This window comes from Pseudomonas sp. H3_E04 (assembly GCF_054668915.1).
On the sequence record NZ_CP162797.1, the window covers coordinates 160,118 to 185,077 of the forward strand.

Consider the following 24,960-nt stretch of genomic DNA (forward strand, 5'->3'; position numbering starts at 1 on the left):
CGTGAGCTGCGTCGCGATCATCCCCGCCCGTGGTGGCAGCAAGCGCGTCCCGCGCAAGAATCTCAAACCGTTCGACGGCGTGCCGATGATCGTTCGCTCGATTCGTACGGCGCTGGAGTCAGGGCTGTTCGAGAGCGTTGTCGTCAGCACCGACGATGACGAAATCGCCAACGTCGCACGAGCACATGGCGCTGAAGTGCCGTTCATGCGACCGGCCGATCTGGCGGATGATTTCACCGGCACCGCTGCGGTGATCGTGCATGCCTTGCAGCAATTGCCGACATTCGATTACGCCTGCTGCGTCTATGCCACCGCGCCGCTATTGCAAAATCGGTATCTGCGCCTGGGGCTGGATTTGCTCATGCAGCATCCGCACAAGTCGTTCGCTTTCTCGGTGTGCGGCTTCGGTTTCCCCGTACAGCGCGCACTGACCCTCGACGAAGAGGGCGCGTTGACGTCTTTGTACCCCGAATTTCGCACCACCCGTTCGCAGGATCTGCCCGAAGCGTTTCAGGATGCCGGGCAGTTCTACTGGGGCCGCAGCGAAGCGTGGTTGCGTGGCGAGACGCTGTTCTCGCCAGCCAGCCTGCCGGTGATTCTGCCGCGTCATCTGGTCCAGGACATCGACACGCCCGAAGACTGGCAACGCGCCGAATACCTCTACGCCGCGCTCAAGGCCGGCGGAGAACTGCAATGAGAGTGCTGATCCGCGCCGACGCCTCGCCAACCATTGGCAGCGGCCACATCGCCCGTTGCCTGACCCTGGCGCGGGTGCTGAAACAGCAGGGCGGTCACGTCGCGTTTGCCTGTCGGCGTTTGCCCGGGCATCGACTGGATGCCTTGAATGCCGAAGGCTTCGAGACCTTCGCGCTGCCCGAGCGCTATCGTGATGAAGACCCGCTGCAGGCCATCGAATCGATGTTGCCGTGGCAGTTCGACATCGATGCACTGGGCCTGCTGCTGGACGGGCAGGCACCGTTCGACTGGATCATCGTCGATCATTACGGACTCGATCATCACTGGCAAACCGCTGCCCGGCGCTGGGCGCACCGAATCGCCGCCGTGGATGATCTGGCCACGCGGCGCTACAGCGTCGATCTGCTGCTCAATCAGAACCTCTCTGGCTTGAGTGAAAACTACGCGCCGCTGCTGCCGCCAGGTTGTCGTACTTTGCTTGGCCCGCGCTACGCCATGCTGCGCGAAGAATTCAACTGCGAGGCGATCGAGATCAAGCCGCAGGCGCGCCGGGTGCTGGTGAATTTCGGTGGTTTTGACGCGGCGAGGCAAACTCACCACGCGATGTTGGCACTGGCTGATTTCACTGGATTGCAGGTTGATTTCGTCGCTGGCGCCGACAACCCGGCGTGGACGCAGATGCAGGCGTTGGCCGAGACGCGGCCGAACTGGCGCCTGCACAGTTTCGTCAGCGATTTCCATCAGCGCATGACTGAAGCGGACCTGTTTATCGGCGCCGGCGGCGGCACCAGTTGGGAGCGTGCGGCGCTGGGTTTGCCGACGATCTGCATCGCCGTGGCGAACAATCAGCAGGCCAACGGCGAAGTCATGGCGGCGGCCGGCGCGCATGTGTTCATGGGTGCTCGCGAGCAGGTCAGCGTCGAGCAATTGCGTGATGCGGTCGGCTTCGTCGTGAACAATCATTTTCTACGCCAGAGCCTTGCCGAGCGCTCGCGGCAATTGGTCGATGGGCGCGGTGCCGAACGCGTGGCGGCGGCGTTGGCCGGTGCGGTACTGAAATTGCGCCCGGCGACCCAGGACGATGCGCAGTTGCTGTTCGATGGGCGCAATGCCGAAGCGGTACGGCGCTGGTCGCTGGAAACCGGCGTCATCGATTGGGCACAGCATCTGCACTGGCTGACGGCGACCCTGCGTAGTCCGCAACGGTTGCTGCTGATTGCCGAGGCGGACGACGGCCCGGTGGGGGTGCTGCGCTACGATTTGCGCGGGTTCGAAGCCGAAGTGTCGATCTATCTGCTGGAGGGGCGTTTTGGCCTGGGCTGGGGCAGGGCAGTGCTCAGCCGTGGCGAAGCGTTTGTCGCTGCGCACTGGCCGCAATTGACGCGCATCACTGCGCGGGTCATGCCCGCCAATCAGTCTTCATTGAAAGTTTTTCGCGACGCCGGATTCATCCAGGAAACCTGTGAGTTCAGCCGTGTTTTGAAGGATCACTCGCATGTCTAGTTTCAAGATTGGCCAGCACACCATCGGTGCCGATGCGCCACCATTCATCATTGCCGAGATGAGCGGCAACCATAACCAGTCCCTCGACGTCGCTCTGCAAATCGTCGAGGCGGCGGCCAAGGCTGGAGCGCATGCCTTGAAGCTGCAAACCTACACCGCCGAAACCATGACCCTGGATTTGGCCGAAGGCGAATTCTTCATCAAGGATCCGGGCAGTCTGTGGGCCGGCACCTCGCTCTACGATCTCTACGAAAAAGCTCACACACCGTGGGAGTGGCACGCGCCGATTTTCGCCCGGGCCAAAGCGCTGGGTATGCTCGCGTTCTCGACACCGTTCGATGACAGCGCGGTGGATTTTCTCGAAAGCCTCGAGGTGCCGGCGTACAAAATCGCCAGTTTCGAAAACACTGATCTGCCGTTGATCCGTCGAGTGGCAGCGACCGGTAAACCGCTGATCATCTCCACCGGCATGGCCAGCATCGCCGAACTGGATGAAACCGTGCGTGCCGCACGCGAGGCCGGTTGCAAGGATCTGGTCTTGCTCAAGTGCACCAGCACTTATCCAGCGACGCCACTCAACAGCAATGTGCGTACGATCCCGCATCTGCGTGAGTTGTTTGGATGCGAGGTCGGGCTGTCGGACCACTCGATGGGCGTCGGCGTATCGGTGGCGGCGGTGGCGCTCGGGGCGACTGTCGTGGAGAAGCATTTCACCCTCGACCGTTCGGCCGGAGGCGTCGACGCGAGTTTTTCCCTTGAGCCTGCGGAGCTGACCAGTCTGGTCGTCGAAACAGAGCGTGCCTGGCAGGCCATGGGGCAGGTGCATTACGGCGTCACCGAGGCCGAGCGCAAGTCGCTGGTCTATCGCCGCTCGCTGTATGTCACCGCTGACATGGCCGCCGGTGAAGCCTTTACCGGCGACAATCTGCGCGCCATTCGCCCCGGTCTCGGTCTGCCGCCCAGGCACACCGAAGCCGTCCTCGGACGCCGTGCGCGCACCGCGATCAAGCGCGGTACGCCGCTGGACTGGTCGCTGGTCGAATAGGCCAATCTGCCATCGATTCGGCAAAATAGCGTGACCTGCGAGTCATAACGCGCATCTTCACTGTATTGTATTGACCGGGGAGATGGCGCCTGGCCCGTTTTGCGGTTCCAGTGATAGCCCTTTGCGCTTCCCGTGGCTGCCCGTCGTGGCGGCCGTTTTCTGTTTGTCGGCGCCCCTCGAATCCTTGCGAGCGGTGGTTTTGGGCTGTTTTTTATTGGGAAGCCGTAATGATTGGCATAAAAAGCATTGCGAGCTACGTTCCTGTAGCCGGCGTGGACAATTACGCACAAGGTGCAAAATTCGAGAAGGATGAAGAATTCATCCTTGGCAAGATCGGTTCGGCGTTCCTGCCGCGCAAAGACGCTGAGCAGGAAACTTCCGATCTGTGCGTGGAAGCGGCCAATGCGCTGTTTGCCAGCAATCCTGAACTGAAGCGTGAATCGATCGATGCCTTGATTGTCGTCACTCAAAACGGTGACGAAGAAGGCCTGCCGCATACCGCTGCCATCGTTCAGGACAAACTCGGCCTGCCGACCAATGTCGCAGCGTTCGATATCTCGTTGGGCTGCTCCGGTTACGTCTACGGCATCTACGCGATCAAGGGCTTCATGGAAGCCGCCGGCCTGAAGAATGGCCTGCTGATCACCGCTGACCCGTACTCGAAAATCGTCGATCCGGAAGACCGCAACACCACCATGCTGTTCGGCGATGCCGCCACGGCAACGTGGATCGGCGAAAATCCGACCTGGGCGCTGGGCAAGGCCAAGTTCGGCACCGACGGTTCCGGTGCTCCGCACCTGAAAGTCAGCAACGGCGTGTTCTTCATGAACGGTCGTCAGGTGTTCAATTTCGCATTGCTGAAAGTGCCTGCGCACTTGCACGAATTGCTCGATGATTCGGGTTTGAAAGCCGATGACATCGACGCATTCTGCATTCACCAGGGCAGTGCGGCGATTGTCGACGCCGTGGCGCGACGCTTTGAAGGCGAACCGGAGAAGTTCATCAAGGACATGGTCGAGACCGGCAACACCGTGTCGTCGAGCATTCCGCTGCTGCTGGAAAAACACGTGCTCGATTCCGACTGGCAGCGCGTCGCGCTGAGCGGTTTTGGCGTCGGTCTGTCGTGGGGCTCGGCGATCATCTATCGCCCGTAAGCCCAAGCAAAAAACACTGATACAAAAATAGCGTTCAAGCTTAACCTTGAACGCTATTTTTTTGCCCGAGAAGGAGTGCGAGGCGCCATGAGCGAGTTTTTCCAAGCCAATGCCGAGGTGTTGCAACGGCGCTGGCCGGCGCTGTTCGAACGATTGATGGCTGAGGACAGCGCGTCCGTGCAGGCCGAACTCGTGCAAGGGCTGGGCTCGACGCTGAGCGTCGACGGCATTCAGCTCACCAGCCGCCATGATCGCCTGCATGAGGCGCAGGTTCAGGCGGCGAGCCTGCCGGAAAAACCGCATCTTCACGTATATGGCACTGGCCTGGGCGACTTGCCCGGCGTGCTGCTTGAGCGCGCAGACCTGGAAAAACTGTACGTACACATTCTCAACGGCGCGCTGTTCGCGCTGGTGCTGCAACTGCTCGATCAGCGCCAGTGGCTGCAGGATCCTCGGGTGGAGCTGTTTTACGCTGGTGATCACCCGGACTTCTTCACGCCATTCTTTGCCTTGCCGGCCGAGATGCTGCTGGCCGATGACTTCAATGCAAAGGTCCGCGACCGGCTGATCAATGAAGTGCACCTGACGTTCAATAACCGCGATTTCGATCCGCAGTCACCGGAAATCAGGCAGCGCTTGCAGGAGTCTCTGCCGGTATTGCTTGGCGATGCCGATGTGGCGCAGTTGTTCGGTAGCTGCGCCGGGCGCGAAGTCTACGTGATCGCCACCGGGCCGACACTGGAGCAGCATTTCGAACGTCTGGCGGCGATCCGTCAGCTTGCTGAGCGGCCGTTGTTCATCTGTGTTGATACCGCTTATCGGCCGTTGCGCGAACATGGCATCGAGCCTGATCTGGTGGTGAGCATCGATCAGCGCATCGGTTTTCGGCATCTGCCGTGCGAGGCGTCCGAGAACATTGCGCTGGTGTACTTGCCGATGAGCGATCCGCAGGTATTGAAGGCATGGAAGGGCAAGCGTTATGGCGGCTATTCGGCCAGCCCGATCTACAGCGACCTGCAAGAGCAGTATCCACGCGGTGAGCTGCACGTCGGCGGCAGCGTGATCCATCCGGCGGTGGATCTCGCGGTAAAAATGGGCGCGAGTCGAATCACTCTGTTTGGCGCTGACTTCGCCTTCCCGATGAACAAGACTCACGCGGGTTGGGACGACGGCGATCTGGGCCCGCCGCTGGCCCAGGCGCGGCACTGGGTGCGCGATGGCCATGGTCAGCGCGTCAGCACTCAGCTGAATTTTCGCGGCTATCTGTGTGTGCTGGAGCGCTACATCGCCGCGCATCCACAGGTCGAATTTCTCAACAGCAGCCGCGCCGGCGCGTTGATCGCCGGCACCGCTTTCAATCCGGAGTTCGTGCAATGAGTGCGCTGAACCAGAGTCAGGATCAGTGTCGCCGGTGTGCCGCGTTGTTTCGCCTTGGGCGCGATGTTGAAGCTGCGCTGACGATGGTCGATGTGTTCGAACAGGCTCAACTATGCCTGGCGTCTGCCTCGGAGAAGGTGCAGCAGGACTGGGCACAGGTGCTCACGCAAATGCTCGACTGTCAGGAGCGTCAGGACTGGTTGGGCCTGGCTGACTATATGGAATACGAATTGGTCGAATTGCTGGAAAGTGCCACGCGCTGAACCGCTGCGCAGCACTGGCCCGCGGCTTTGCGTTACAGGCGGTTTTATGACGTCATTTTTTCGCACTGGATGTACTGCTAAGTCTTTGTTTTATCGGGGGTGGCGTGGTGATGGCAAAATTTTTTCAAAAAGCCCTCAAGCAACCTGCAATCCCGACGATAACTATTACGAAGGTTCTCTAGGCCATACCCGGCGGTTGCCAGGGCCGGAAGCCGCAGTACCCAACCAACGAGGAATTCGTCATGGCTTTAACAGTAAACACCAACACCACATCGTTGAACGTTCAGAAAAACCTGAACCGCGCTTCCGACGCTCTGTCCACCTCGATGCAGCGCCTGTCTTCCGGCCTGAAAATCAACAGCGCCAAAGACGACGCCGCTGGCCTGCAGATCTCCAACCGTATGTCCTCGCAGATCCGCGGTAACACCCAGGCCATCCAGAACGCCAACGACGGTATCTCCGTTGCCCAGACCGCTGAAGGCGCTCTGCAAGCTTCGACCGACATCCTGCAGCGTATGCGTGAACTGGCTGTTAAAGCTCGTAACGGTACCAACGGCACTGCTGACCAGACCGCTACCAACGCTGAATTCGCTCAGATGTCTGACGAAATCACCCGTATCTCGGCTGCTACCAACCTGAACGGCAAAAACCTGCTGGACGGTTCGGCTGGTACTGTGACTCTGCAAGTTGGCGCAAACACCGGTTCGGCTAACCACATCGATCTGGTACTGAGCTCCAAGTTCGACGCCGTCAGCCTGTCGGTAGGTAGCGGTACTGTAGTTCTGACCGGTACTTCGGGTACTGGTGCTGGTTCTGCTTCGCAGAACATCGACAACGCGATCACTGCAATCGACGCCGCTATCGCTGCCATCGGTGCAACCCGTGCCAGCCTGGGTGCTTCGCAAAACCGTCTGACCAGCACCATCTCCAACCTGCAGAACATCACTGAAAACACCACCGCTGCTCAGGGTCGTGTACAGGACACCGACTTCGCCGCAGAAACTGCTAACCTGACCAAGCAGCAGACTCTGCAGCAAGCTTCGACCTCCGTACTGGCTCAAGCCAACCAACTGCCTTCCGCTGTACTGAAGCTGCTTCAGTAATCCGGAACAAGTTTGAGCGGGGGAGTGCGCTTGTCGTGCTCTCTCGCTTTTTTACGTTAAGAGGTGATGGGCATGGACATGAGCGTAAAGCTTAACGTGTCTTATCCGGCTCCCAAGCCAGTAACGCCGGTCGCTGACAAGCCGTCAGCAACGCCTGAAGTTGCCAAGACTGAAGCGCCGGTCGCTGCCAAGAGACAGGATACGGACGACGCCAAGTTGAAACTGGCGGTGCAGGAGATCGAGAAGTTCGTCCAATCGATCAAGCGCAATCTGGAGTTCTCGATCGACGAGCATTCCGGCAAGGTCATCGTCAAGGTGATCGCAAGCGAGACGGGTGAGGTCGTTCGACAGATTCCCTCCGCCGAAGCCCTTAAGCTCGCAGACAGCCTGGCCAATGCAAGTCATGTATTGTTCGACGCCAAAGTCTGATAAATGGCATGAATAGTGTTTGTTCGTTCTCCAGACGCCAGTAACGGTCAAAAGAATGGCAACAATCTGAAGGGAGATGCACATGGCAAGTCCAATTCTACCGGGTTCCGGACTGGGTTCCGGCCTGGACATCGGCGCGATCGTGACCGCGCTGGTCAACGCCGACAAGTCTGCCAAGCAGACGCAGATCGATACCGCGACCAAAAGCAACAGCCTGAAGATTTCCGGCGTTGGTTCGCTGAAAAGTGCATTGGCGGCCTATCAGAAAGCGATGGGTGATCTGAACAAAGCAACAAGCCCGGCGTTTGCCGGTTTTACTGCAACCTCGGATACGCCAACTGTCGTCGGTGCCACTTCGGATAAAACCGCCGTGCCGGGTACTTACAGCGTAGTCGTGAAAAACCTGGCCACCGGCTCGAAAGTTGCCAGTGCCGCCTTTGCCGGCGGGGCCGCCAGTGCCATTCCGAGTGGTACTCTGAAAATCAGTCAGAATGGCATTGATTACAATGTCGCGATTCCGGCCAATGCCACCTTGCAGTCCACGCGCGATGCGATCAACACCGCACAGGCCAGCAATGGCATTTCCGCGAACATCGTGACTGACAGCTCTGGTTCATCGCGTCTGGTATTGAGCTCCAACAAGACTGGCGCCGGCATGGACCTGCAGGTCAGCGGTATCGCCGGGCTGGAAATCGACGGTACCCAAAAGATGGGCACCAGCCCGGCGGCAGGTGCGTCGGGAGCTGTTGGTGAGCTGGCCCTGGATGCGAGCCTGACCATCGACGGACTGGCCGTTACCAGCAAGACCAACACCGTCACCGGTGCGATCAGCGGCATGACGCTGAATCTGGTCACTGCGAGTCCCGTCGTGGGCGGCGTGCCAACGCCGGCTACTGTATCGGTTGCGACCAATACCGCCGGCATCCAGACATCGCTGCAATCGTTCATCGATTCCTATAACACCCTGAAGAAAACCATCGACACCTTGTCCAAGGCAACGCCGGATGCCGATGGCAATCTGACCGTTTCGGCGGCGTTCACCGGTGACGCTCTGCCGCGTTCGTTGATGGCGGACGTGCGCGCTCAGTTGACAGATCCAGGGGCGGGCGGAGCAGGCCAATTGTCCGTGCTTTCACAGATGGGTGTGTTGACTGACAGTAAAACCGGTTTGCTGACGCTCGATACTGCAGTGTTCAACAAGCGTATGGAAATCCCAGGCATGGCTGGCCAGGTTCAGCAGCTCTTCAGCGGCACCGATGCCAAGAATGGTCTGTTGGCGCGTATGACTGCGGCGGTTGATCCGTACGTCAAGACCGGTGGGCTGCTGGATCAGCGCAGCTCCAACCTGGCGAGTCTGACGAGCGGCTTGCAGAAGCAGCAGGCGGCGCTGGATCTGCGGGTTGCCAACCTGACGTCGACATTGACGGCCAAGTACAACGCCATGGACTTGCTGGTAGGGCAGATGAAGGCAACGGCGAGCAACATCACGTCGTTCTTCAGCTCGCTGAACGCTCAGCAGTCCGCGAAGTAACAGTCAGTAACGACAAAAACCCGGCTACGCTTTATCGGCGTGCGCCGGGTTTTTGTCTTTTGATCTAAAGTTTTCGAACCGGTTGGCGATACACTGGTTATACGAGTCAACGTGGCAATGAGGTAGAACATGAACCCGATGTTAGCCCTTCGGCAGTACCAGAAAGTCGGCGCCCATGCGCAGACGTCCGAAGCGAGCCCGCACCGTTTGGTGCAAATGTTGATGGAAGGTGGCCTGGCCCGCATTGCGCAGGCCAAGGGCGCCATCGAGCGCAACGATATTCCCGGCAAGTGCACGGCGATCAGCAAGGCCATCGGCATTGTCAGTGGCCTGCGCGAAGGCCTCGATCTTGAGAACAACGCCGAGGCGCTGGCTGATCTGGATGGCCTGTACATCTACATGATGAAGCGCCTCGCCGAGGCGAACATCAGCAGCGATCCCCGTGTACTCGACGAAGTCGCCGGCCTGCTGACAACGGTCAAAGAAGGTTGGGACGCCATCGCGCCCGTGCCGGCTCCGCAGTTCTGAAGGAGATCACCATGAGTCTTGTATTGCAGCGAATAGCCGATACCCGTGAGGCGTTGGTCGGAGCATTGGCCGAACGGAACTGGGAAGCCATCGGCGAGCTGGATCTGGCTTGCCGTTCCTGCATGGAAGACGTCATGGCGGAAGCTTCACTGGACGAAGTGGCACTGCGCGACAACCTCGAGGAGCTGCTATTCGTCTACAAAGAGCTTCTTGAGGTGGCAATGGGGGAGCGGCAGGCGATAGCCAACGAGATGTCGCAGATCACCCAAGCGCAAAAGGCTGCAAAGGTTTACCATCTGTTTGGTTGATTAACCGTCAGTTGAACCAGAGATGTGCGCCATAAATTTGACTGTGCACGGTTTTTTGACTTAACTAGTGGCTATTATCAGGTTTAGGGCGTCTACAGGCACATGGTGTCCTGCAAGCGTCTCGCTTGCCCCATTTTTCGGGCATTGAGTTGACTAGGGAAGTTGCTATTGCATGTGGCGTGAAACCAAAATTCTGCTGATCGATGACGATAGCGTCCGCCGCCGCGACCTGGCGGTGATTCTGAATTTTCTTGGCGAAGAAAATTTACCCTGCGGCAGCCATGACTGGCAGCAGGCTGTCGGCTCTTTGTCGTCTAGTCGTGAGGTCATTTGCGTACTGATCGGGACGGTCAATGCTCCTGGCGCGCTTTTGGGCTTGCTAAAGACACTCGCAACCTGGGATGAGTTCCTTCCGGTTTTGTTAATGGGCGATAATTCTTCCGTTGACCTGCCTGAAGACCAGCGTCGCCGCGTGCTGTCGACCCTGGAAATGCCGCCCAGCTACAGCAAATTGCTCGATTCGCTGCACCGCGCCCAGGTCTACCGCGAAATGTACGATCAGGCCCGCGAACGCGGCCGTCATCGCGAACCCAATCTGTTCCGCAGCCTCGTCGGCACCAGCCGTGCGATTCAGCACGTCCGGCAGATGATGCAGCAAGTGGCCGACACCGACGCCAGCGTGCTGATCCTCGGCGAGTCCGGCACCGGCAAGGAAGTGGTCGCGCGCAACCTGCACTATCACTCCAAGCGCCGCGACGCGCCGTTCGTCCCGGTCAACTGCGGGGCGATCCCGGCAGAGCTGCTTGAAAGCGAACTGTTCGGCCATGAGAAGGGCGCCTTTACCGGTGCGATCACCAGCCGTGCCGGGCGCTTCGAACTGGCCAACGGCGGCACGCTGTTTCTCGATGAAATTGGTGACATGCCGCTGCCGATGCAGGTCAAGCTGCTGCGCGTGTTGCAAGAGCGCACCTTTGAGCGCGTGGGCAGCAACAAGACGCAAAGCGTCGACGTGCGCATCATTGCCGCGACCCACAAGAATCTTGAAAGCATGATCGAGATCGGCTCGTTCCGCGAAGACCTCTACTATCGCTTGAACGTGTTCCCGATCGAGATGGCGCCGCTGCGTGAGCGCGTGGAGGACATCCCGCTGCTGATGAACGAACTGATCTCGCGCATGGAGCACGAGAAGCGCGGTTCGATCCGTTTCAACTCGGCGGCAATCATGTCGCTGTGCCGTCACGGCTGGCCGGGCAACGTCCGCGAGCTGGCCAACCTGGTCGAGCGCATGGCGATCATGCATCCGTACGGGGTGATCGGCGTGGTCGAGTTGCCGAAGAAATTCCGCTACGTCGACGACGAAGATGAGCAAATGGTCGACAGCCTGCGCAGCGATCTCGAAGAGCGTGTGGCGATCAACGGCCATACGCCTGACTTCAGCGCCAACGCGTTGCTGCCGCCGGAAGGGCTCGACCTCAAGGACTACCTCGGTGGTCTGGAGCAAGGCCTGATTCAGCAAGCACTGGACGACGCCAATGGCATCGTGGCACGGGCCGCTGAACGTCTGCGCATCCGTCGCACGACCCTGGTCGAGAAGATGCGCAAGTACGGTATGAGTCGCGCCGGAGGAGATGAACAGGCGGATGATTGACGCCTGTTTTTCAAGCGCTTCATTTATAAGCGGTTTTTTTTAGGCACGGGTATTGCTATAGCCCTCGCAACGTTCCGTTTCACTGACGGTCAGCCAAGCGAGAGAGCCCAATGCCCCAAGCCGCCCAGATCTCTTCTGCCTCCAATATCGTGGGGCAACCCTCGTCCGTAGAGCAGGCAAGTCGTCAGGGACTTGAGCAGGCCTTCCAGCTGTTCAACCAGATGTCGAGCCAGCTGACCGACTCCTACAGCCTGCTCGAAGCGCGAGTCACCGAACTCAAGGGTGAGCTGGCCGTGGTCAGTGCCCAGCGCATGCAGGAATTGGCGGAAAAAGAACGCCTGGCCAATCGCCTGCAAAACCTCCTCGATCTATTGCCCGGCGGCGTCATCGTTATCGACGGCCACGGTCTGGTGCGCGAGGCCAACCCGGCCGCCCTCGACTTGCTCGGCTCGCCACTCGAAGGCGAACTCTGGCGCCATGTGATCGCACGCTGCTTCGCTCCGCGTGAAGACGACGGTCACGAAATTTCCTTGAAAAATGGTCGACGCCTGTCGATTTCCACCCGCTCGCTGGACGCCGAGCCGGGGCAGTTGGTGCTGCTCAACGACTTGACTGAAACCCGTCATCTGCAAGATCAATTGGCGCGGCATGAGCGTTTGTCCTCGCTGGGGCGCATGGTTGCGTCTCTGGCTCATCAGATTCGTACACCGCTGTCCGCCGCATTGCTCTACGCCAGTCATTTGACTGAACAGCAATTGCCAGTGCAAACCCAGCAGCGTTTTGCCGGACGCCTGAAAGAGCGTCTGCACGAACTGGAGCATCAAGTGCGTGACATGCTGGTGTTCGCTCGCGGTGAATTGCCGCTGACCGACCGCCTCACCCCCGATGCGTTGATGCAATCGCTGCAGGCTGCGGCGCTGACCCATGTGCAGGATCTGCCAATCCGCTGGCAGTGCGACAGCCATGCCGGTGAGCTGCTGTGCAACCGCGACACGCTCGTCGGCGCACTGCTGAATCTGATTGAAAACGCCATTCAGGCCAGCGCCGGCGAGGCGCGCCTGAAAGTGCATTGCTACACCAGAGGTAACACACTGCGCTTGTGCGTCAGCGACAGTGGGAGCGGCATTGAGCCGACCGTGCTGGCGCGCCTCGGCGAGCCGTTTTTCACCACTAAAGTCACCGGCACCGGCCTCGGCCTGACCGTGGTCAAAGCGGTGGCCCGCGCCCATCAGGGAGAATTGACCCTGCGTTCGCGCGTCGGACGCGGCACCTGCGCGCAGGTCAGTCTGCCGCTGTTTTCCGCTGCACAGGGAGTTGAATAAACGTCATGGGCATCAAGGTGTTGCTGGTCGAGGATGACCGTTCGTTGCGCGAGGCGCTGGCCGATACGCTGCTGCTCGCCGGCCACGACTATCACGCCGTCGGCAGCGCCGAAGAAGCATTGACGGCGGTTGCACAGCAAGCCTTCAGCCTGGTGGTCAGCGACGTCAACATGCCAGGCATGGATGGCCACCAGTTGCTCGGCTTGTTGCGCGCGCGCCAACCGCAGTTGCCGGTGCTGCTGATGACTGCCCACGGCGCGGTCGAACGTGCGGTCGATGCCATGCGCCAAGGCGCGGCGGATTATCTGGTCAAGCCGTTCGAGCCCAAGGCATTGCTCGATCTGGTCGCGCGGCATGCGTTGGGCAGCATAGACGCTGGCGAAGCGGAAGGCCCCGTCGCCGTTGAACCGGCCAGTGCGCAGTTGCTTGAGTTGGCGGCGCGGGTTGCGCGCAGTGATTCGACTGTCCTCATCTCCGGCGAGTCTGGCACCGGTAAAGAAGTGCTGGCGCGCTACATTCACCAGCAATCGCGACGGGCGAGCCAGCCGTTTATTGCGATCAACTGCGCGGCGATTCCCGACAACATGCTCGAAGCAACACTGTTCGGCCATGAGAAGGGTTCGTTCACCGGCGCCATCGCCTCCCAGGCCGGCAAGTTCGAGCAGGCGGACGGCGGCACCATTCTGCTCGACGAAATTTCCGAAATGCCTCTGGGCCTGCAAGCCAAGTTGCTGCGCGTCCTGCAAGAGCGGGAAGTGGAGCGCGTGGGCGCGCGCAAGCCGATCAGCCTGGATATTCGCGTGGTCGCCACGACCAACCGCGATCTGGCCGGTGAAGTGGCGGCGGGGCGTTTTCGCGAAGACCTTTTTTACCGCTTGTCGGTTTTCCCACTGGCCTGGCGTCCACTTCGCGAACGTACTGCCGATATCCTGCCGCTGGCGGAAAAGCTGTTGGCCAAACACGTCAATAAAATGAAGCACGCCGCAGCGAAGCTGTCGCCCGAAGCGCAGGCCTGCCTGACCGCATATCCGTGGCCGGGCAATGTGCGTGAGCTGGACAACGCCATTCAGCGCGCGTTGATTCTGCAGCAGGGCGGCTTGATTCAGCCGCAGGATTTCTGCCTGACCGGCGCGGTGACATTCGCCCCATTGCCGGTCGCAGCGCCGGTAATTCGCGAGGTGGAAATCGAGGCAGATTCCTCCGGCGCTCTGGGTGATGACCTGCGCCGCCGGGAGTTTCAGATGATCATCGACACCCTGCGCGCCGAGCGTGGCCGCCGCAAGGAGGCCGCCGAAAAACTCGGCATCAGCCCGCGCACCCTGCGTTACAAACTGGCGCAAATGCGCGATGCCGGGATGGATGTCGAAGGTTATCTGTTCGCCACCTGACCGATGCTGCAAAACATCCCAGATGCTTTTCTCAGAAGGGTGCCCATGAGCTGGCACCCTTGTTGCTAATACCTGTGTACCCGCCGAGTGAGTGTCAAAAAATTGCGGGCCGCCCAAGAGAGTAGACCATGAGCCAAGGTATTGAATTTAATCGGTTGATGATGGACATGCAGGCCATGAAAGTGGATGCCATGTCTGCGCGTAAATCGACCGCCGCTGTCCCTGAAATCGCGGGCAGCAGCTTTTCCGACATGCTCGGTCAGGCGATCAATAAAGTCAGTGATACCCAGCAGGCGTCGACTCAACTGGCCAACGCGTTCGAGATCGGCAAGAGCGGTGTCGACCTGACTGACGTCATGATTGCGTCGCAAAAAGCCAGCGTGTCGTTCCAGGCTCTGACCCAGGTGCGCAACAAGCTGGTCCAGGCTTACCAAGACATCATGCAGATGCCGGTTTAAGGGCGAAATAAGTCATGGCAGAAGCAGTCGCTGATAACGTTCCGGCCAAGGCCACCCCGATCGACGGCAAACCGCCGCTGTTCGGCCTGTCCTTTCTGGAAAACCTTTCCCAGATGACCATGCTGCGTCAGGTCGGCCTGTTGGTCGGTCTGGCAGCGAGCGTGGCGATTGGCTTTGCCGTAGTGCTGTGGTCGCAGCAGCCGGATTATCGTCCACTGTACGGCAGCCTTGCCGGCATGGACGCCAAGCAGGTCATGGAAACCCTGGCCGCCGCTGACATTCCTTACAACGTCGAACCCAATTCCGGTGCCTTGCTGGTCAAGGCCGACGACCTGTCCCGTGCGCGGATGAAACTCGCTGCCGCTGGTGTCACTCCCAGCGACGGCAACATCGGTTTCGAAATCCTCGACAAGGAACAGGGTCTGGGCACCAGCCAGTTCATGGAAGCGACCCGTTATCGTCGTGGCCTCGAAGGTGAACTGGCGCGGACCATCTCCAGCCTGAACAACGTCAAGGGTGCCCGCGTGCACCTGGCGATTCCGAAGAGTTCGGTGTTCGTCCGTGACGAGCGCAAGCCGAGCGCTTCGGTACTGGTCGAGCTGTACAGCGGGCGTTCGCTGGAGCCGGGTCAGGTGGTCGCGATCATCAATCTGGTCGCGACGTCCGTTCCAGAGCTGAGCAAATCGCAGATCACCGTCGTCGATCAGAAGGGCAACCTGCTCTCCGATCAGGCGGAAAATTCTGAAATGACCATGGCCGGCAAGCAGTTCGATTACAGCCGTCGCATGGAAAGCATGCTCACCCAGCGCGTGCACAACATTCTGCAACCGGTACTGGGCAACGATCGTTACAAGGCTGAAGTCTCCGCCGACGTCGATTTCAGTGCCGTCGAATCGACTGCCGAGCAGTTCAACCCGGACCAACCGGCGTTGCGCAGCGAGCAGTCGGTCAACGAACAACGTACCGCCAGCAATGGCCCGCAAGGTGTACCGGGTGCCCTGAGCAACCAGCCACCGGCGCCAGCCTCGGCACCGCAGACCACTGGTGGCACCGCCGCACCGGCCGGGATGATCCAGCCGGGCCAGCCACTGGTTGACGCCAACGGTCAGCAGATCATGGACCCGGCCACCGGCCAGCCGATGCTCGCGCCGTACCCGGCGGACAAGCGTCAACAATCGACGAAGAACTTCGAGCTCGACCGTTCGATCAGCCACACCAAGCAGCAGCAGGGCCGTCTCAATCGCCTGTCGGTGTCGGTGGTGGTCGACGATCAGGTCAAGGTCAACCCGGCCAACGGCGAAACCAGCCGCGCGCCGTGGAGCGCCGACGAATTGGCGCGCTTCACGCGTCTGGTGCAGGACGCCGTCGGTTTCGACGCCAGCCGTGGCGACAGCGTCAGCGTGATCAACATGCCGTTCTCCGCCGAACGCGGCGAAGTGATTGCCGATATTCCGTTCTACTCCCAGCCATGGTTCTGGGACATCGTCAAACAAGTGCTGGGTGTGCTGTTCATCCTCGTACTGGTGTTTGGTGTGCTGCGTCCGGTGCTCAACAACATCACCGGCGGTGGCAAAGGCAAGGAGCTGGCCGGTCTTGGCAGCGACGTGGAACTTGGTGGCATGGGCGGCCTGGACGGCGAACTGGCCAACGACCGCGTGAGCCTCGGTGGTCCGCAGAGCATTCTGTTGCCGAGCCCGAGCGAGGGTTATGACGCGCAACTGAATGCAATCAAGAGTCTGGTAGCTGAAGACCCGGGTCGCGTGGCTCAGGTCGTGAAAGAGTGGATTAACGCAGATGAGTGATAACCGAGCCGCTACCGTCAAACTGACCAAGGTCGACAAAGCCGCGATTCTGCTGCTGTCCCTGGGTTCGACCGATGCTGCGCAAGTGCTGCGCCACATGGGCCCTAAAGAGGTTCAGCGCGTCGGCGTGGCCATGGCGCAGATGGGCAACGTCCATCGCGAGCAGGTCGAGCAGGTGATGAGCGAGTTCGTCGACATCGTCGGCGATCAGACCAGCCTCGGCGTCGGTTCCGACGACTACGTGCGCAAGATGCTCACCCAGGCCCTGGGCGAAGACAAGGCCAATGGCCTGATCGACCGCATCCTGCTCGGTGGCAACACCAGTGGCCTCGACAGCCTGAAATGGATGGAGCCGCGTGCTGTTGCCGACGTGATCCGTTACGAACACCCGCAGATCCAGGCGATCGTGGTCGCGTACCTCGACCCGGATCAGGCCGGTGAGGTGCTCGGCAACTTCGACCACAAAGTGCGTCTGGACATCATCCTGCGCGTCTCGTCGTTGAATACCGTGCAACCGGCAGCCTTGAAAGAACTCAACCAGATTCTCGAGAAGCAGTTCTCCGGCAACTCGAACGCCTCGCGCACCACCCTGGGTGGTATCAAGCGTGCGGCCGACATCATGAACTTCCTCGACAGCTCGATCGAAGGCCAGCTCATGGACTCGATCCGCGAAGTCGACGAAGACCTGTCCGGTCAGATCGAAGACCTCATGTTCGTGTTCAACAACCTCGCCGACGTCGACGACCGTGGCATTCAGGCGCTGTTGCGCGAAGTGTCTTCGGACGTGCTGGTGCTCGCCCTCAAGGGGTCGGACGAAGGCGTCAAAGAGAAGATCTTCAAGAACATGTCCAAGCGTGCCGCCGAACTGTTGCGCGACGATCTCGAGGCGAAAGGCCCGGTGCGCGTCAGCGACGTCGAAACCGCGCAGAAGGAAATCCTCACCATTGCCCGCCGTATGGCCGAAGCCGGCGAGATCGTGCTCGGTGGCAAGGGCGGCGAGGAAATGATCTAAGCCCATGGATAAGCCTGACGAGTCTGTGACGGATCTGATCCGCGCCCGTGATGTTCGCGGCTTCGAATCCTGGGCGCTGCCCAGCTTCGACCCGCCGAAACCGGAGCCCGAGCCGGAACCCGAGCCCGAGCCGCCGGAAATGGAAGAAGTGCCGCTGGAAGAAGTCCAGCCACTGACCCTGGAAGAACTCGAAAGCATCCGTCAGGAGGCTTACAACGAGGGCTTCGCCATCGGCGAAAAGGAAGGTTTTCACAGCACCACGCTGAAGGTCCGTCAGGAAGCCGAAACCGCGCTGGCGGCGAAAGTCGCCAGCCTTGAGCTGTTGATGGCCAACCTGTTCGAACCGATCGCCGAGCAAGACACACAGATTGAAAAGTCGCTCGTTGACCTCGTGCAACACATCACCAAGCAGGTGATCAAGCGCGAACTGGCCATCGATTCGACGCAGATCGAACACGTCATGCGCGATGCTCTCAAGCTGCTGCCGCTGGGCGTGGAAAACGTGCGCCTGTACGTCAATCCGCAGGATTTCGCCCAGGTCAAAGCCCTGCGCGAACGCCACGAAGAAACCTGGCGCATCGTCGAAGACGAGTCGCTGTTGCCGGGCGGCTGCCGGGTTGAAACCGAACACAGTCGCATCGACGCCAGCGTCGAATCGCGGGTGACCCAGGTCATGGCCAAACTGTTCGACCAATTGCATGAGCAGGCCCTGCATCCGGCAGCGCCTGACTTGAGTCTGGACATTCCTGAAGACACCCCAGCGGCTGTCGCCCCCGACGAGCCGCGCGCGGACGCCAGCGATGCGCCTTGAACGCACCAGTTTCGCCAAGCGCCTGAGCACCTACGCCGAGGCCACCGAGATTGCCGGCGCGCCGATCCTTGAAGGTCGGCTGCTGCGCATGGTCGGTCTGACCCTCGAAGCCGAAGGCTTGCGCGCTGCCATGGGCACCCGCTGCATGGTGATCAATGACGACAGCTACCACCCGTCCCAGGTGGAAGCGGAAGTCATGGGCTTTTCCGGCAGTAAAGTCTTCCTGATGCCGGTGGGCAGCGTCGCCGGCATTGCTCCGGGCGCCCGCGTGGTGCCGCTGGCCGATACCGGCCGTCTGCCGATGGGCATGAGCATGCTCGGCCGTGTTCTTGACGGCGCCGGCCGCGCGCTGGACGGCAAGGGCGGCATGAAAGCCGAAGACTGGGTGCCGATGGATGGCCCGACAATCAACCCGCTCAACCGTGATCCGATCAGCGTACCGCTGGACGTCGGCATCCGTTGCATCAACGGTTTGCTGACGGTCGGCCGTGGCCAGCGTCTGGGTCTGTTCGCCGGTACCGGTGTCGGTAAATCGGTGCTGTTGGGCATGATGACCCGCTTCACCGAGGCCGACATCATCGTCGTCGGCCTGATCGGTGAGCGTGGTCGCGAAGTTAAGGAATTCATCGAGCACATCCTCGGTGAGGAAGGACTCAAGCGTTCGGTTGTCGTCGCCTCGCCGGCGGACGATGCGCCGCTGATGCGTATGCGCGCGGCGATGTATTGCACGCGCATCGCCGAATATTTCCGCGACAAGGGCAAGAACGTTCTGCTGCTGATGGACTCGCTGACCCGTTTCGCCCAGGCCCAGCGGGAAATCGCTCTGGCCATCGGCGAACCGCCAGCAACCAAGGGCTATCCGCCATCGGTGTTCGCCAAACTGCCGAAACTGGTGGAGCGCGCCGGTAACGCGGAGAAGGGTGGCGGTTCGATCACGGCGTTCTACACCGTGCTTTCCGAAGGCGATGACCAGCAGGACCCGATTGCCGACTCGGCGCGCGGCGTACTCGACGGCCACATCGTGCTGTCGCGACGTTTGGCTGAGGAAGGTCACTATCCGGCGATCGACATCGAAGCGTCGATCAGCCGGGTCATGCCGGCCGTGGTTTCGCCGGATCACATGCAGCGCGCGCAGTACTTCAAGCAGCTGTGGTCACGTTATCAGCAGAGCCGCGATCTGATCAGCGTCGGTGCCTACGTGGCCGGTGGTGATCGCGAGACCGATCTGGCGATTTCCCTGCAACCGCAGTTGGTCAGGTATCAGCGCCAGGGCCTCAACGACAAAATCAATCTGGGTGAAAGCCAGGCCTATCTGGAAACCCTGTTCGCCCCTGCGGCGGGCGGGTAACTGGCCATGGCTGTCAGCCGCGCCGCGCGCCTGGCACCGGTGGTGGACATGGCCGAAAAGGCCGAGAAAGCCGCCGTGCAGCGCCTCGCCTACTTTCAGGGCCAGGTCAAAGTTGCTGAAAGCAAGCTGGCCGACCTCAATGCCTTTCGCCTGGATTACTCGCAGCAGTGGATCGTGCGCGGCAGCACCGGCGTGACCGGGCAATGGCTGCTGGGGTTTCAGGGCTTTCTGGCGCAACTCGATACCGCCGTCGACCAGCAACGGCAGAGCCTGGTCTGGCATCAGAACAAGCTCGACAAGGCGCGTGAAGAGTGGCAGCAGGCGTTCGCCCGCGTCGAGGGTTTGCGCAAACTGGTGCAGCGCTATCGCGACGAGGCTCAACGCCTTGAAGACAAGCGCGAGCAGAAGCTGCTCGATGAACTGTCACAGCGTTTGCCACGGCGTGATGCCTTCTAAACCTCACCGCCAAACCCTGTGGGAGCGAGCCTGCTCGCGAATGCGCCGTGTCAGTCAATCCTGTAGTCAACTGACAGAATGCCTTCGCGAGCAGGCTCGCTCCCACACTTGTTCCACTGTTGCGCCTTGCCCCAACCCTATCCAGCTGCTAAACCTTGTACAGGTTCGTCAATGACAAGGAAGCCAGTCAATGTCAGTTGTTACAGAAGTTTCTCCAGACAAGAAAAAGCTCACGATCGCGGTCAAAGGCCGGTTCGATTTCGGTCGCCATCAGGAATTTCGCGAGTCTTATGAGCGGCTCGACAAAAAGCCCGAATCCATTGTGGTCGATCTCAAAGAAGCCACTTACCTCGACAGCTCCGCGCTGGGCATGCTGCTCCTGCTGCGTGATCACGCCGGCGGCGACGAGTCGGATATCCGCGTCGTCAACAGCAGTTCCGATGTGAAGAAAATCCTCGCGATTTCCAACTTCGACAAACTCTTCGACATCAGTTGACGCCCATGCAGGCGCAAGAGCCGCTGACCATTCTCATCGCCGAAGACAGCGCCGCCGACCGGCTGCTGCTGTCGACCATCGTTCGTCGTCAGGGCCATCAGGTGCTGACGGCAGGCAATGGTGCCGAGGCGGTCCATACGTTCAAGGAGCAGCAACCCGATCTGGTGTTGATGGACGCGCTGATGCCGGTGATGGACGGCTTCGAAGCGGCACGGCAGATCAAGGCGCTGGCGGGTGATGCGTTGGTGCCGATCATCTTCCTCACCTCGCTGAGCGAGAGCGAAGCGCTGGCCCGTTGTCTTGAGGCAGGCGGTGACGATTTTCTGGCGAAGCCGTACAACCAAGTTATCCTTGCCGCCAAAATCAAGGCGATGGATCGCTTGCGGCGTCTGCAGGCGACCGTTTTGCAACAGCGCGACCTGATCGCCAGGCATCACGACTATCTGCTCAACGAACAGCGTGTGGCCAAAGCGGTGTTCGACAAGGTCGCCCATTCCGGCTGCCTGAGTGCGCCGAATATCCGCTACCTGCAATCGCCTTACGCGCTGTTCAATGGCGACTTGTTGCTCGCGGCGTACACGCCCGCCGGTGACATGCACGTCATGCTCGGCGATTTCACCGGGCATGGTTTGCCGGCAGCGGTGGGGGCGATGCCGCTGGCCGAAGTGTTCTACGGCATGACGGCCAAGGGCTACGGGTTGACGGAGACCCTGCGCGAGATGAACGCCAAGCTCAAGCGCATCCTGCCGGTGGACATGTTCTGCTGCGCCACGTTGCTCTGCCTGAGTTTTCAGAGCCGCTCGGTGGAGGTGTGGAACGGCGGCATGCCTGACGGTTACCTGCACCGCATGGCCAGCGGCGAGCGCGTGCCTTTGCCGGCGCGGCATTTGCCCCTGGGAATTCTCAGTGCGCAGGCCTTCGATGACCGAACGGATGTGTATCCGATGGCCGTTGATGACCGGGTGTTTCTGCTGTCGGACGGGGTGATTGATACCTGCGATGCCAATGATCAGTTGTTCGGCGTCGAGCGCTTGCAGCAGGTCTTTGCTGCCAACCGCGAGCCGGATCGGTTGTTCGAGGACATCGAACAGGCGCTGCGCGATTTTCGCGGGCAGGCCCGTGATGACGTGAGCATGGTCGAGGTCAGCCTTGTCGAGTCGGCGCAGGCGCACGGCGCGGCGCCGGTGTATTCCGACAGCGGCCAGTCGTGCCCGCTGGACTGGTCGGCCAGTTTCGAGTTTCGCGGTGCCACGCTCAGGCGCTTCAATCCGTTGCCGTTTCTCTTGCAATTGCTGCTCGAGGTACATGGCCTGCGTCCGCAGAGCGGGGCGCTGTACAGCGTGATCGCCGAGTTGTATTCCAATGCGCTGGAGCATGGCGTGCTGGGGCTCGACTCGCGTCTCAAGCGCGATGCGACGGGGTTCGCCCGTTACTATGAAATGCGCGCCGCGCGGCTGGAGTCGCTGCAGGATGGTTATGTGCGCGTGCATTTGCAGGTGCAACCGCAGGGCGAGGGCGGGCGCCTGGTCATCCGGGTCGAAGACAGCGGCGAAGGTTTTGATGTAACGCGGGTCATGGAGCGGCCGCTGGATAACGTCCGCTTGTCGGGACGCGGCATCAGCCTGATCCGGCAACTGGGGCGCAACGCCAGTTGGTCGGACCAAGGTCGTAGTGCCAGCGTGGAGTTTTTCTGGGAGATTGAGGCATAATCCGCCCATTCTTGATCAAGGAGTGAGCAAGTGACTGACCCACATGTAGATCGTGACGTTCTCGACACCTTGCGCGAGGTGATGGAGGACGGTTATCCGGAGTTGCTCGAGACCTTCCTGGCAGACTCGGAAAGTCGCCTGCACGAGTTGCAGGACAGCACCAGCGCCAAAGTGCTTTCCGATGTAGCGCATAGCTTCAAGGGCAGCGCCAGCAACATGGGCGCGGTTCGACTGGCTGGGTTGTGCCAGGACCTTGAGTCGAATGCCAAGGACAAGAGTCCGGAAGCGCTCGCTCAGCTAGTCGCCGATATCCATGCTGAATTCGCCGAAGTACGCCCGGTGTACGAAAGCGAAAAGCACCACGCCCACATCCACTGAAGCTGCCGTCCGGCGCTTTTCGCAAGTGTCTGGCCAAACTGGCCCGGCACTTGCAGTCTACTTGCTCAACTGTACCTACGATCCAGTGCAGCGGAGACCGTGTCATGCCTGCGACCCCCAACATTCTTCTTCAGACCGCCGCCCAGGCCAAGGCGCAAGCCGCCTCTGCCAAATCGTCGGCAATGGCCGCAGACGCCGGGGACAAGGCTTCCAGCTTCGCCAGAGTGTTTGCCGATCAGGCGCCGGCCAAGCCTGCCGCAAGCGCCGATAATTCAGTCAAACCGGCACGCGATAAAGTCGCTGACAGCAGCGGCAAAAAGGATATCGGCAAAGACCAGTCTGCCGCGCCCGAGCCAGCAGTTGCCGATAGCGGCAAAGCGTTGCCAGCCGACAAAGCGGCGGCGAGCGATGACGCGACAGCCACTGCCGATGACACCACTGAAACTGTACAAACTCCTGTGGCCGATGCCGCGCCTGTAGACCCGGTCCTTGATCCGGCTCTGGCGCAAGTCGTCCAGCCGTTGGTGGCAGCGCCTGTTGTGCAAGCACCGGTAGCCGCAACGCCAGCCCAGGCGGAAACCGAAACGCCTGCATTGGCGGCCTTGCCGGGCATGGTCAAAGATCCGGCGGCCACCGACAGCGATTTCGATCCGTCGGCAGACCCGCTCGACTCGATGCCGGCGGTGCGCATGGCGATGGAGCAGGGCGGACATATTTCCGCCGCCAGTCAGGCGCAGCCGAAAGCCTCGCCTGCTCAAGCTCAGGCCGATGGCGAGTTGACCGCCGCGCAGAACTTTGCCGCCGGCATGGCCAGCATGCTCGACGTGCAGGCCGACAAGGACAGCACCAGTCAGGGCGGCGAAAAAGCTTTCAGCGGGCTGATCGATGATGGTTTGAAAGATTTGAAATCCGCCACCAGCGACACCCGTGTCGATGACTTCGCCAACCGTCTGGCGGCACTCACGCAGGCCGCAACGCCAAAAACCGCCAATGCGCTGCCGGTGAATCAGCCGATCGCCATGCACCAGAGCGGCTGGACCGAAGAAGTGGTCAACCGCGTCATGTACCTGTCCAGCGTCAACCTCAAAGCCGCCGACATTCAGTTGCAGCCGGCAGAGCTTGGGCGTCTGGATATCCGCGTGAACATGGTTCCCGATCAGCAGACCCAGGTCACCTTCATGAGCGCGCACCCGAGCGTGCGTGAAGCGCTCGACAGCCAGATGCACCGCCTGCGCGACATGTTCAACCAGCAGGGCATGGGCCAGGTCGACGTCAACGTCGCCGACCAGAACCGTGGCTGGCAGGGTCAGCAGGGCCAGGAACAGGCGCAGCAGGGCCAGAGTGGCCGGACCAGCGCTGCGGGTGGTCGCCTTGATTCGGTAGATGAAGAGTTGGCTCCGGCCAGCGTGGCGGAAGTCGCGGCTCAAACGACTAGCGTGATCGGCACCAGCGCGGTCGACTATTACGCCTGATGCAACGCAATACCCAATGTGGGAGCGAGCCTGCTCGCGAATACGGTGTGACATTCAACCAATATGTTGACTGACACATTGCTTTCGCGAGCAGGCTCGCTCCCACATTTGTTTATGGCGCCGTTCAGATGACGCGCTGACACTTCTGGCATAACACTTGCTCTTGCCTTGCCGTGCAACTGTGAAACCCCCGATTAGTGACGGATTATTGGCATGGCGAAGAGCGAAGCTGCAGCAGTAAAAGACCCCGCAACCAAAGGCAAACTCAAGCTGATCATCGTGATCGTGCTGGCGTTGCTGGTGGCTATTGGTGCATCCGTCGGGGCGACCTGGTTCTTCATGCACGGCGCGCAAAGCAAGCCTGCCGAGGCCGCAGAAGCAGCGCCGGTCGGCAAGCAAGCGGCGATTTTCGAGCCAATGGCGCCGGCCTTCGTGGCCAACTACAACCAGAACGGCCGTCAGCGCTACATGCAGGTGAGCATCACCATGCTGGCGCGTAATCAGGCTGATCTGGACGCGCTCAAAGTGCACATGCCGGTTATCCGCAACAATCTGGTGATGCTCTTCTCCGGTCAGGATTTCGCCACACTGGCGACCCCGGTCGGCCAAGAAATGTTGCGCCAGAAGGCCACCGCCAGCGTCCAGGAAGTGGCGCAGAAAGAACTGGGCAAAGTGGTCATCGAACAGTTGCTTTTCACTAATTTCGTACTGCAGTAGGAACAC

At 60.4% G+C, this 24,960-nt stretch carries 25 protein-coding genes; all 25 read left to right on the forward strand.

Annotation, left to right across the window (positions count from 1 at the left end):
• Nucleotide 1: 1 nt before the first annotated feature.
• The 25 genes from pseF to fliL all read left to right on the forward strand — a co-directional run bounded on the left by pseF (nt 2) and on the right by fliL (nt 24,954).
• Nucleotides 2-697, forward strand: coding sequence for a pseudaminic acid cytidylyltransferase (gene pseF / locus AB4N53_RS00725; RefSeq protein ID WP_460117457.1), 696 nt, complete (start codon nt 2-4; stop codon nt 695-697).
• Nucleotides 694-2,199 carry a UDP-2,4-diacetamido-2,4,6-trideoxy-beta-L-altropyranose hydrolase gene (gene pseG / locus AB4N53_RS00730; RefSeq protein WP_460117459.1) on the forward strand — a complete coding sequence of 502 codons (1,506 nt, stop codon included), beginning with the start codon at nt 694-696 and terminating at the stop codon, nt 2,197-2,199. The genes pseF and pseG overlap by 4 nt, the downstream gene beginning before the upstream one ends.
• Nucleotides 2,192-3,244: a pseudaminic acid synthase gene (gene pseI / locus AB4N53_RS00735; protein WP_460117461.1), complete on the forward strand. Its 1,053-nt coding sequence runs from the start codon at nt 2,192-2,194 to the stop codon at nt 3,242-3,244. Before pseG ends, pseI begins: the two co-directional genes overlap by 8 nt.
• Nucleotides 3,245-3,471: 227 nt before the next feature.
• Nucleotides 3,472-4,398, forward strand: coding sequence for a ketoacyl-ACP synthase III (locus tag AB4N53_RS00740; RefSeq protein WP_460117464.1), 927 nt, complete (start codon nt 3,472-3,474; stop codon nt 4,396-4,398).
• Between the two features lie 87 nt (nt 4,399-4,485).
• Nucleotides 4,486-5,775: a motility associated factor glycosyltransferase family protein gene (locus AB4N53_RS00745; protein WP_460117466.1), complete on the forward strand. Its 1,290-nt coding sequence runs from the start codon at nt 4,486-4,488 to the stop codon at nt 5,773-5,775.
• A complete protein-coding gene (locus tag AB4N53_RS00750; RefSeq protein ID WP_460117467.1) occupies nt 5,772-6,038 on the forward strand; it encodes a hypothetical protein in 267 nt (88 codons plus the stop codon). The genes AB4N53_RS00745 and AB4N53_RS00750 overlap by 4 nt, the downstream gene beginning before the upstream one ends.
• 242 nt (nt 6,039-6,280) lie before the next feature.
• Nucleotides 6,281-7,141 carry a flagellin domain-containing protein gene (locus AB4N53_RS00755; protein WP_016771090.1) on the forward strand — a complete coding sequence of 287 codons (861 nt, stop codon included), beginning with the start codon at nt 6,281-6,283 and terminating at the stop codon, nt 7,139-7,141.
• Between the two features lie 72 nt (nt 7,142-7,213).
• Complete coding sequence (locus AB4N53_RS00760; RefSeq protein WP_150742462.1) at nt 7,214-7,570, forward strand: flagellar protein FlaG; 357 nt, start codon at nt 7,214-7,216, stop codon at nt 7,568-7,570.
• A gap of 82 nt (nt 7,571-7,652) precedes the next feature.
• Nucleotides 7,653-9,101 carry a flagellar filament capping protein FliD gene (gene fliD, locus AB4N53_RS00765; RefSeq protein ID WP_423522146.1) on the forward strand — a complete coding sequence of 483 codons (1,449 nt, stop codon included), beginning with the start codon at nt 7,653-7,655 and terminating at the stop codon, nt 9,099-9,101.
• Between the two features lie 129 nt (nt 9,102-9,230).
• Nucleotides 9,231-9,629 carry a flagellar export chaperone FliS gene (gene fliS, locus AB4N53_RS00770; RefSeq protein ID WP_460117470.1) on the forward strand — a complete coding sequence of 133 codons (399 nt, stop codon included), beginning with the start codon at nt 9,231-9,233 and terminating at the stop codon, nt 9,627-9,629.
• Nucleotides 9,630-9,640: 11 nt separating this feature from the next.
• Entirely contained in the window at nt 9,641-9,937 is a 297-nt protein-coding gene (locus tag AB4N53_RS00775) for a hypothetical protein (RefSeq protein WP_016771085.1), read from the forward strand.
• A gap of 172 nt (nt 9,938-10,109) precedes the next feature.
• On the forward strand, nt 10,110-11,585 hold the full coding sequence (locus AB4N53_RS00780; RefSeq protein WP_041479014.1) for a sigma-54 dependent transcriptional regulator: 1,476 nt from the start codon (nt 10,110-10,112) through the stop codon (nt 11,583-11,585).
• Between the two features lie 110 nt (nt 11,586-11,695).
• Nucleotides 11,696-12,907, forward strand: a complete 1,212-nt coding sequence (locus tag AB4N53_RS00785; RefSeq protein WP_460117472.1) for a sensor histidine kinase — start codon at nt 11,696-11,698, stop codon at nt 12,905-12,907.
• Between the two features lie 5 nt (nt 12,908-12,912).
• Nucleotides 12,913-14,295, forward strand: a complete 1,383-nt coding sequence (locus tag AB4N53_RS00790; RefSeq protein WP_460117474.1) for a sigma-54-dependent transcriptional regulator — start codon at nt 12,913-12,915, stop codon at nt 14,293-14,295.
• 128 nt (nt 14,296-14,423) lie between these two features.
• The gene (gene fliE / locus AB4N53_RS00795) at nt 14,424-14,753 is read left to right on the forward strand and encodes a flagellar hook-basal body complex protein FliE (RefSeq protein WP_016771081.1); all 330 of its coding nucleotides are present in this window, start codon (nt 14,424-14,426) and stop codon (nt 14,751-14,753) included.
• A gap of 14 nt (nt 14,754-14,767) precedes the next feature.
• The gene (fliF, locus tag AB4N53_RS00800) at nt 14,768-16,555 is read left to right on the forward strand and encodes a flagellar basal-body MS-ring/collar protein FliF (protein ID WP_460117476.1); all 1,788 of its coding nucleotides are present in this window, start codon (nt 14,768-14,770) and stop codon (nt 16,553-16,555) included.
• Nucleotides 16,548-17,567: a flagellar motor switch protein FliG gene (fliG, locus tag AB4N53_RS00805; protein ID WP_016771079.1), complete on the forward strand. Its 1,020-nt coding sequence runs from the start codon at nt 16,548-16,550 to the stop codon at nt 17,565-17,567. The genes fliF and fliG overlap by 8 nt, the downstream gene beginning before the upstream one ends.
• Nucleotides 17,568-17,571: 4 nt before the next feature.
• Nucleotides 17,572-18,378, forward strand: coding sequence for a flagellar assembly protein FliH (fliH, locus tag AB4N53_RS00810; protein WP_460117478.1), 807 nt, complete (start codon nt 17,572-17,574; stop codon nt 18,376-18,378).
• Nucleotides 18,368-19,726, forward strand: coding sequence for a flagellar protein export ATPase FliI (gene fliI, locus AB4N53_RS00815; RefSeq protein ID WP_016771077.1), 1,359 nt, complete (start codon nt 18,368-18,370; stop codon nt 19,724-19,726). The genes fliH and fliI overlap by 11 nt, the downstream gene beginning before the upstream one ends.
• A 6-nt stretch (nt 19,727-19,732) precedes the next feature.
• A complete protein-coding gene (gene fliJ, locus AB4N53_RS00820; RefSeq protein ID WP_016771076.1) occupies nt 19,733-20,182 on the forward strand; it encodes a flagellar export protein FliJ in 450 nt (149 codons plus the stop codon).
• 190 nt (nt 20,183-20,372) lie between these two features.
• A complete protein-coding gene (locus tag AB4N53_RS00825; protein WP_039761180.1) occupies nt 20,373-20,678 on the forward strand; it encodes an STAS domain-containing protein in 306 nt (101 codons plus the stop codon).
• 5 nt (nt 20,679-20,683) lie between these two features.
• Nucleotides 20,684-22,387, forward strand: coding sequence for an ATP-binding SpoIIE family protein phosphatase (locus AB4N53_RS00830; protein WP_460117481.1), 1,704 nt, complete (start codon nt 20,684-20,686; stop codon nt 22,385-22,387).
• A gap of 30 nt (nt 22,388-22,417) precedes the next feature.
• The gene (locus AB4N53_RS00835; protein ID WP_460117483.1) at nt 22,418-22,765 is read left to right on the forward strand and encodes an Hpt domain-containing protein; all 348 of its coding nucleotides are present in this window, start codon (nt 22,418-22,420) and stop codon (nt 22,763-22,765) included.
• Between the two features lie 104 nt (nt 22,766-22,869).
• Nucleotides 22,870-24,237: a flagellar hook-length control protein FliK gene (locus AB4N53_RS00840; protein ID WP_460117485.1), complete on the forward strand. Its 1,368-nt coding sequence runs from the start codon at nt 22,870-22,872 to the stop codon at nt 24,235-24,237.
• A gap of 213 nt (nt 24,238-24,450) precedes the next feature.
• The gene (gene fliL, locus AB4N53_RS00845) at nt 24,451-24,954 is read left to right on the forward strand and encodes a flagellar basal body-associated protein FliL (RefSeq protein WP_016771071.1); all 504 of its coding nucleotides are present in this window, start codon (nt 24,451-24,453) and stop codon (nt 24,952-24,954) included.
• Nucleotides 24,955-24,960: the final 6 nt, after the last annotated feature.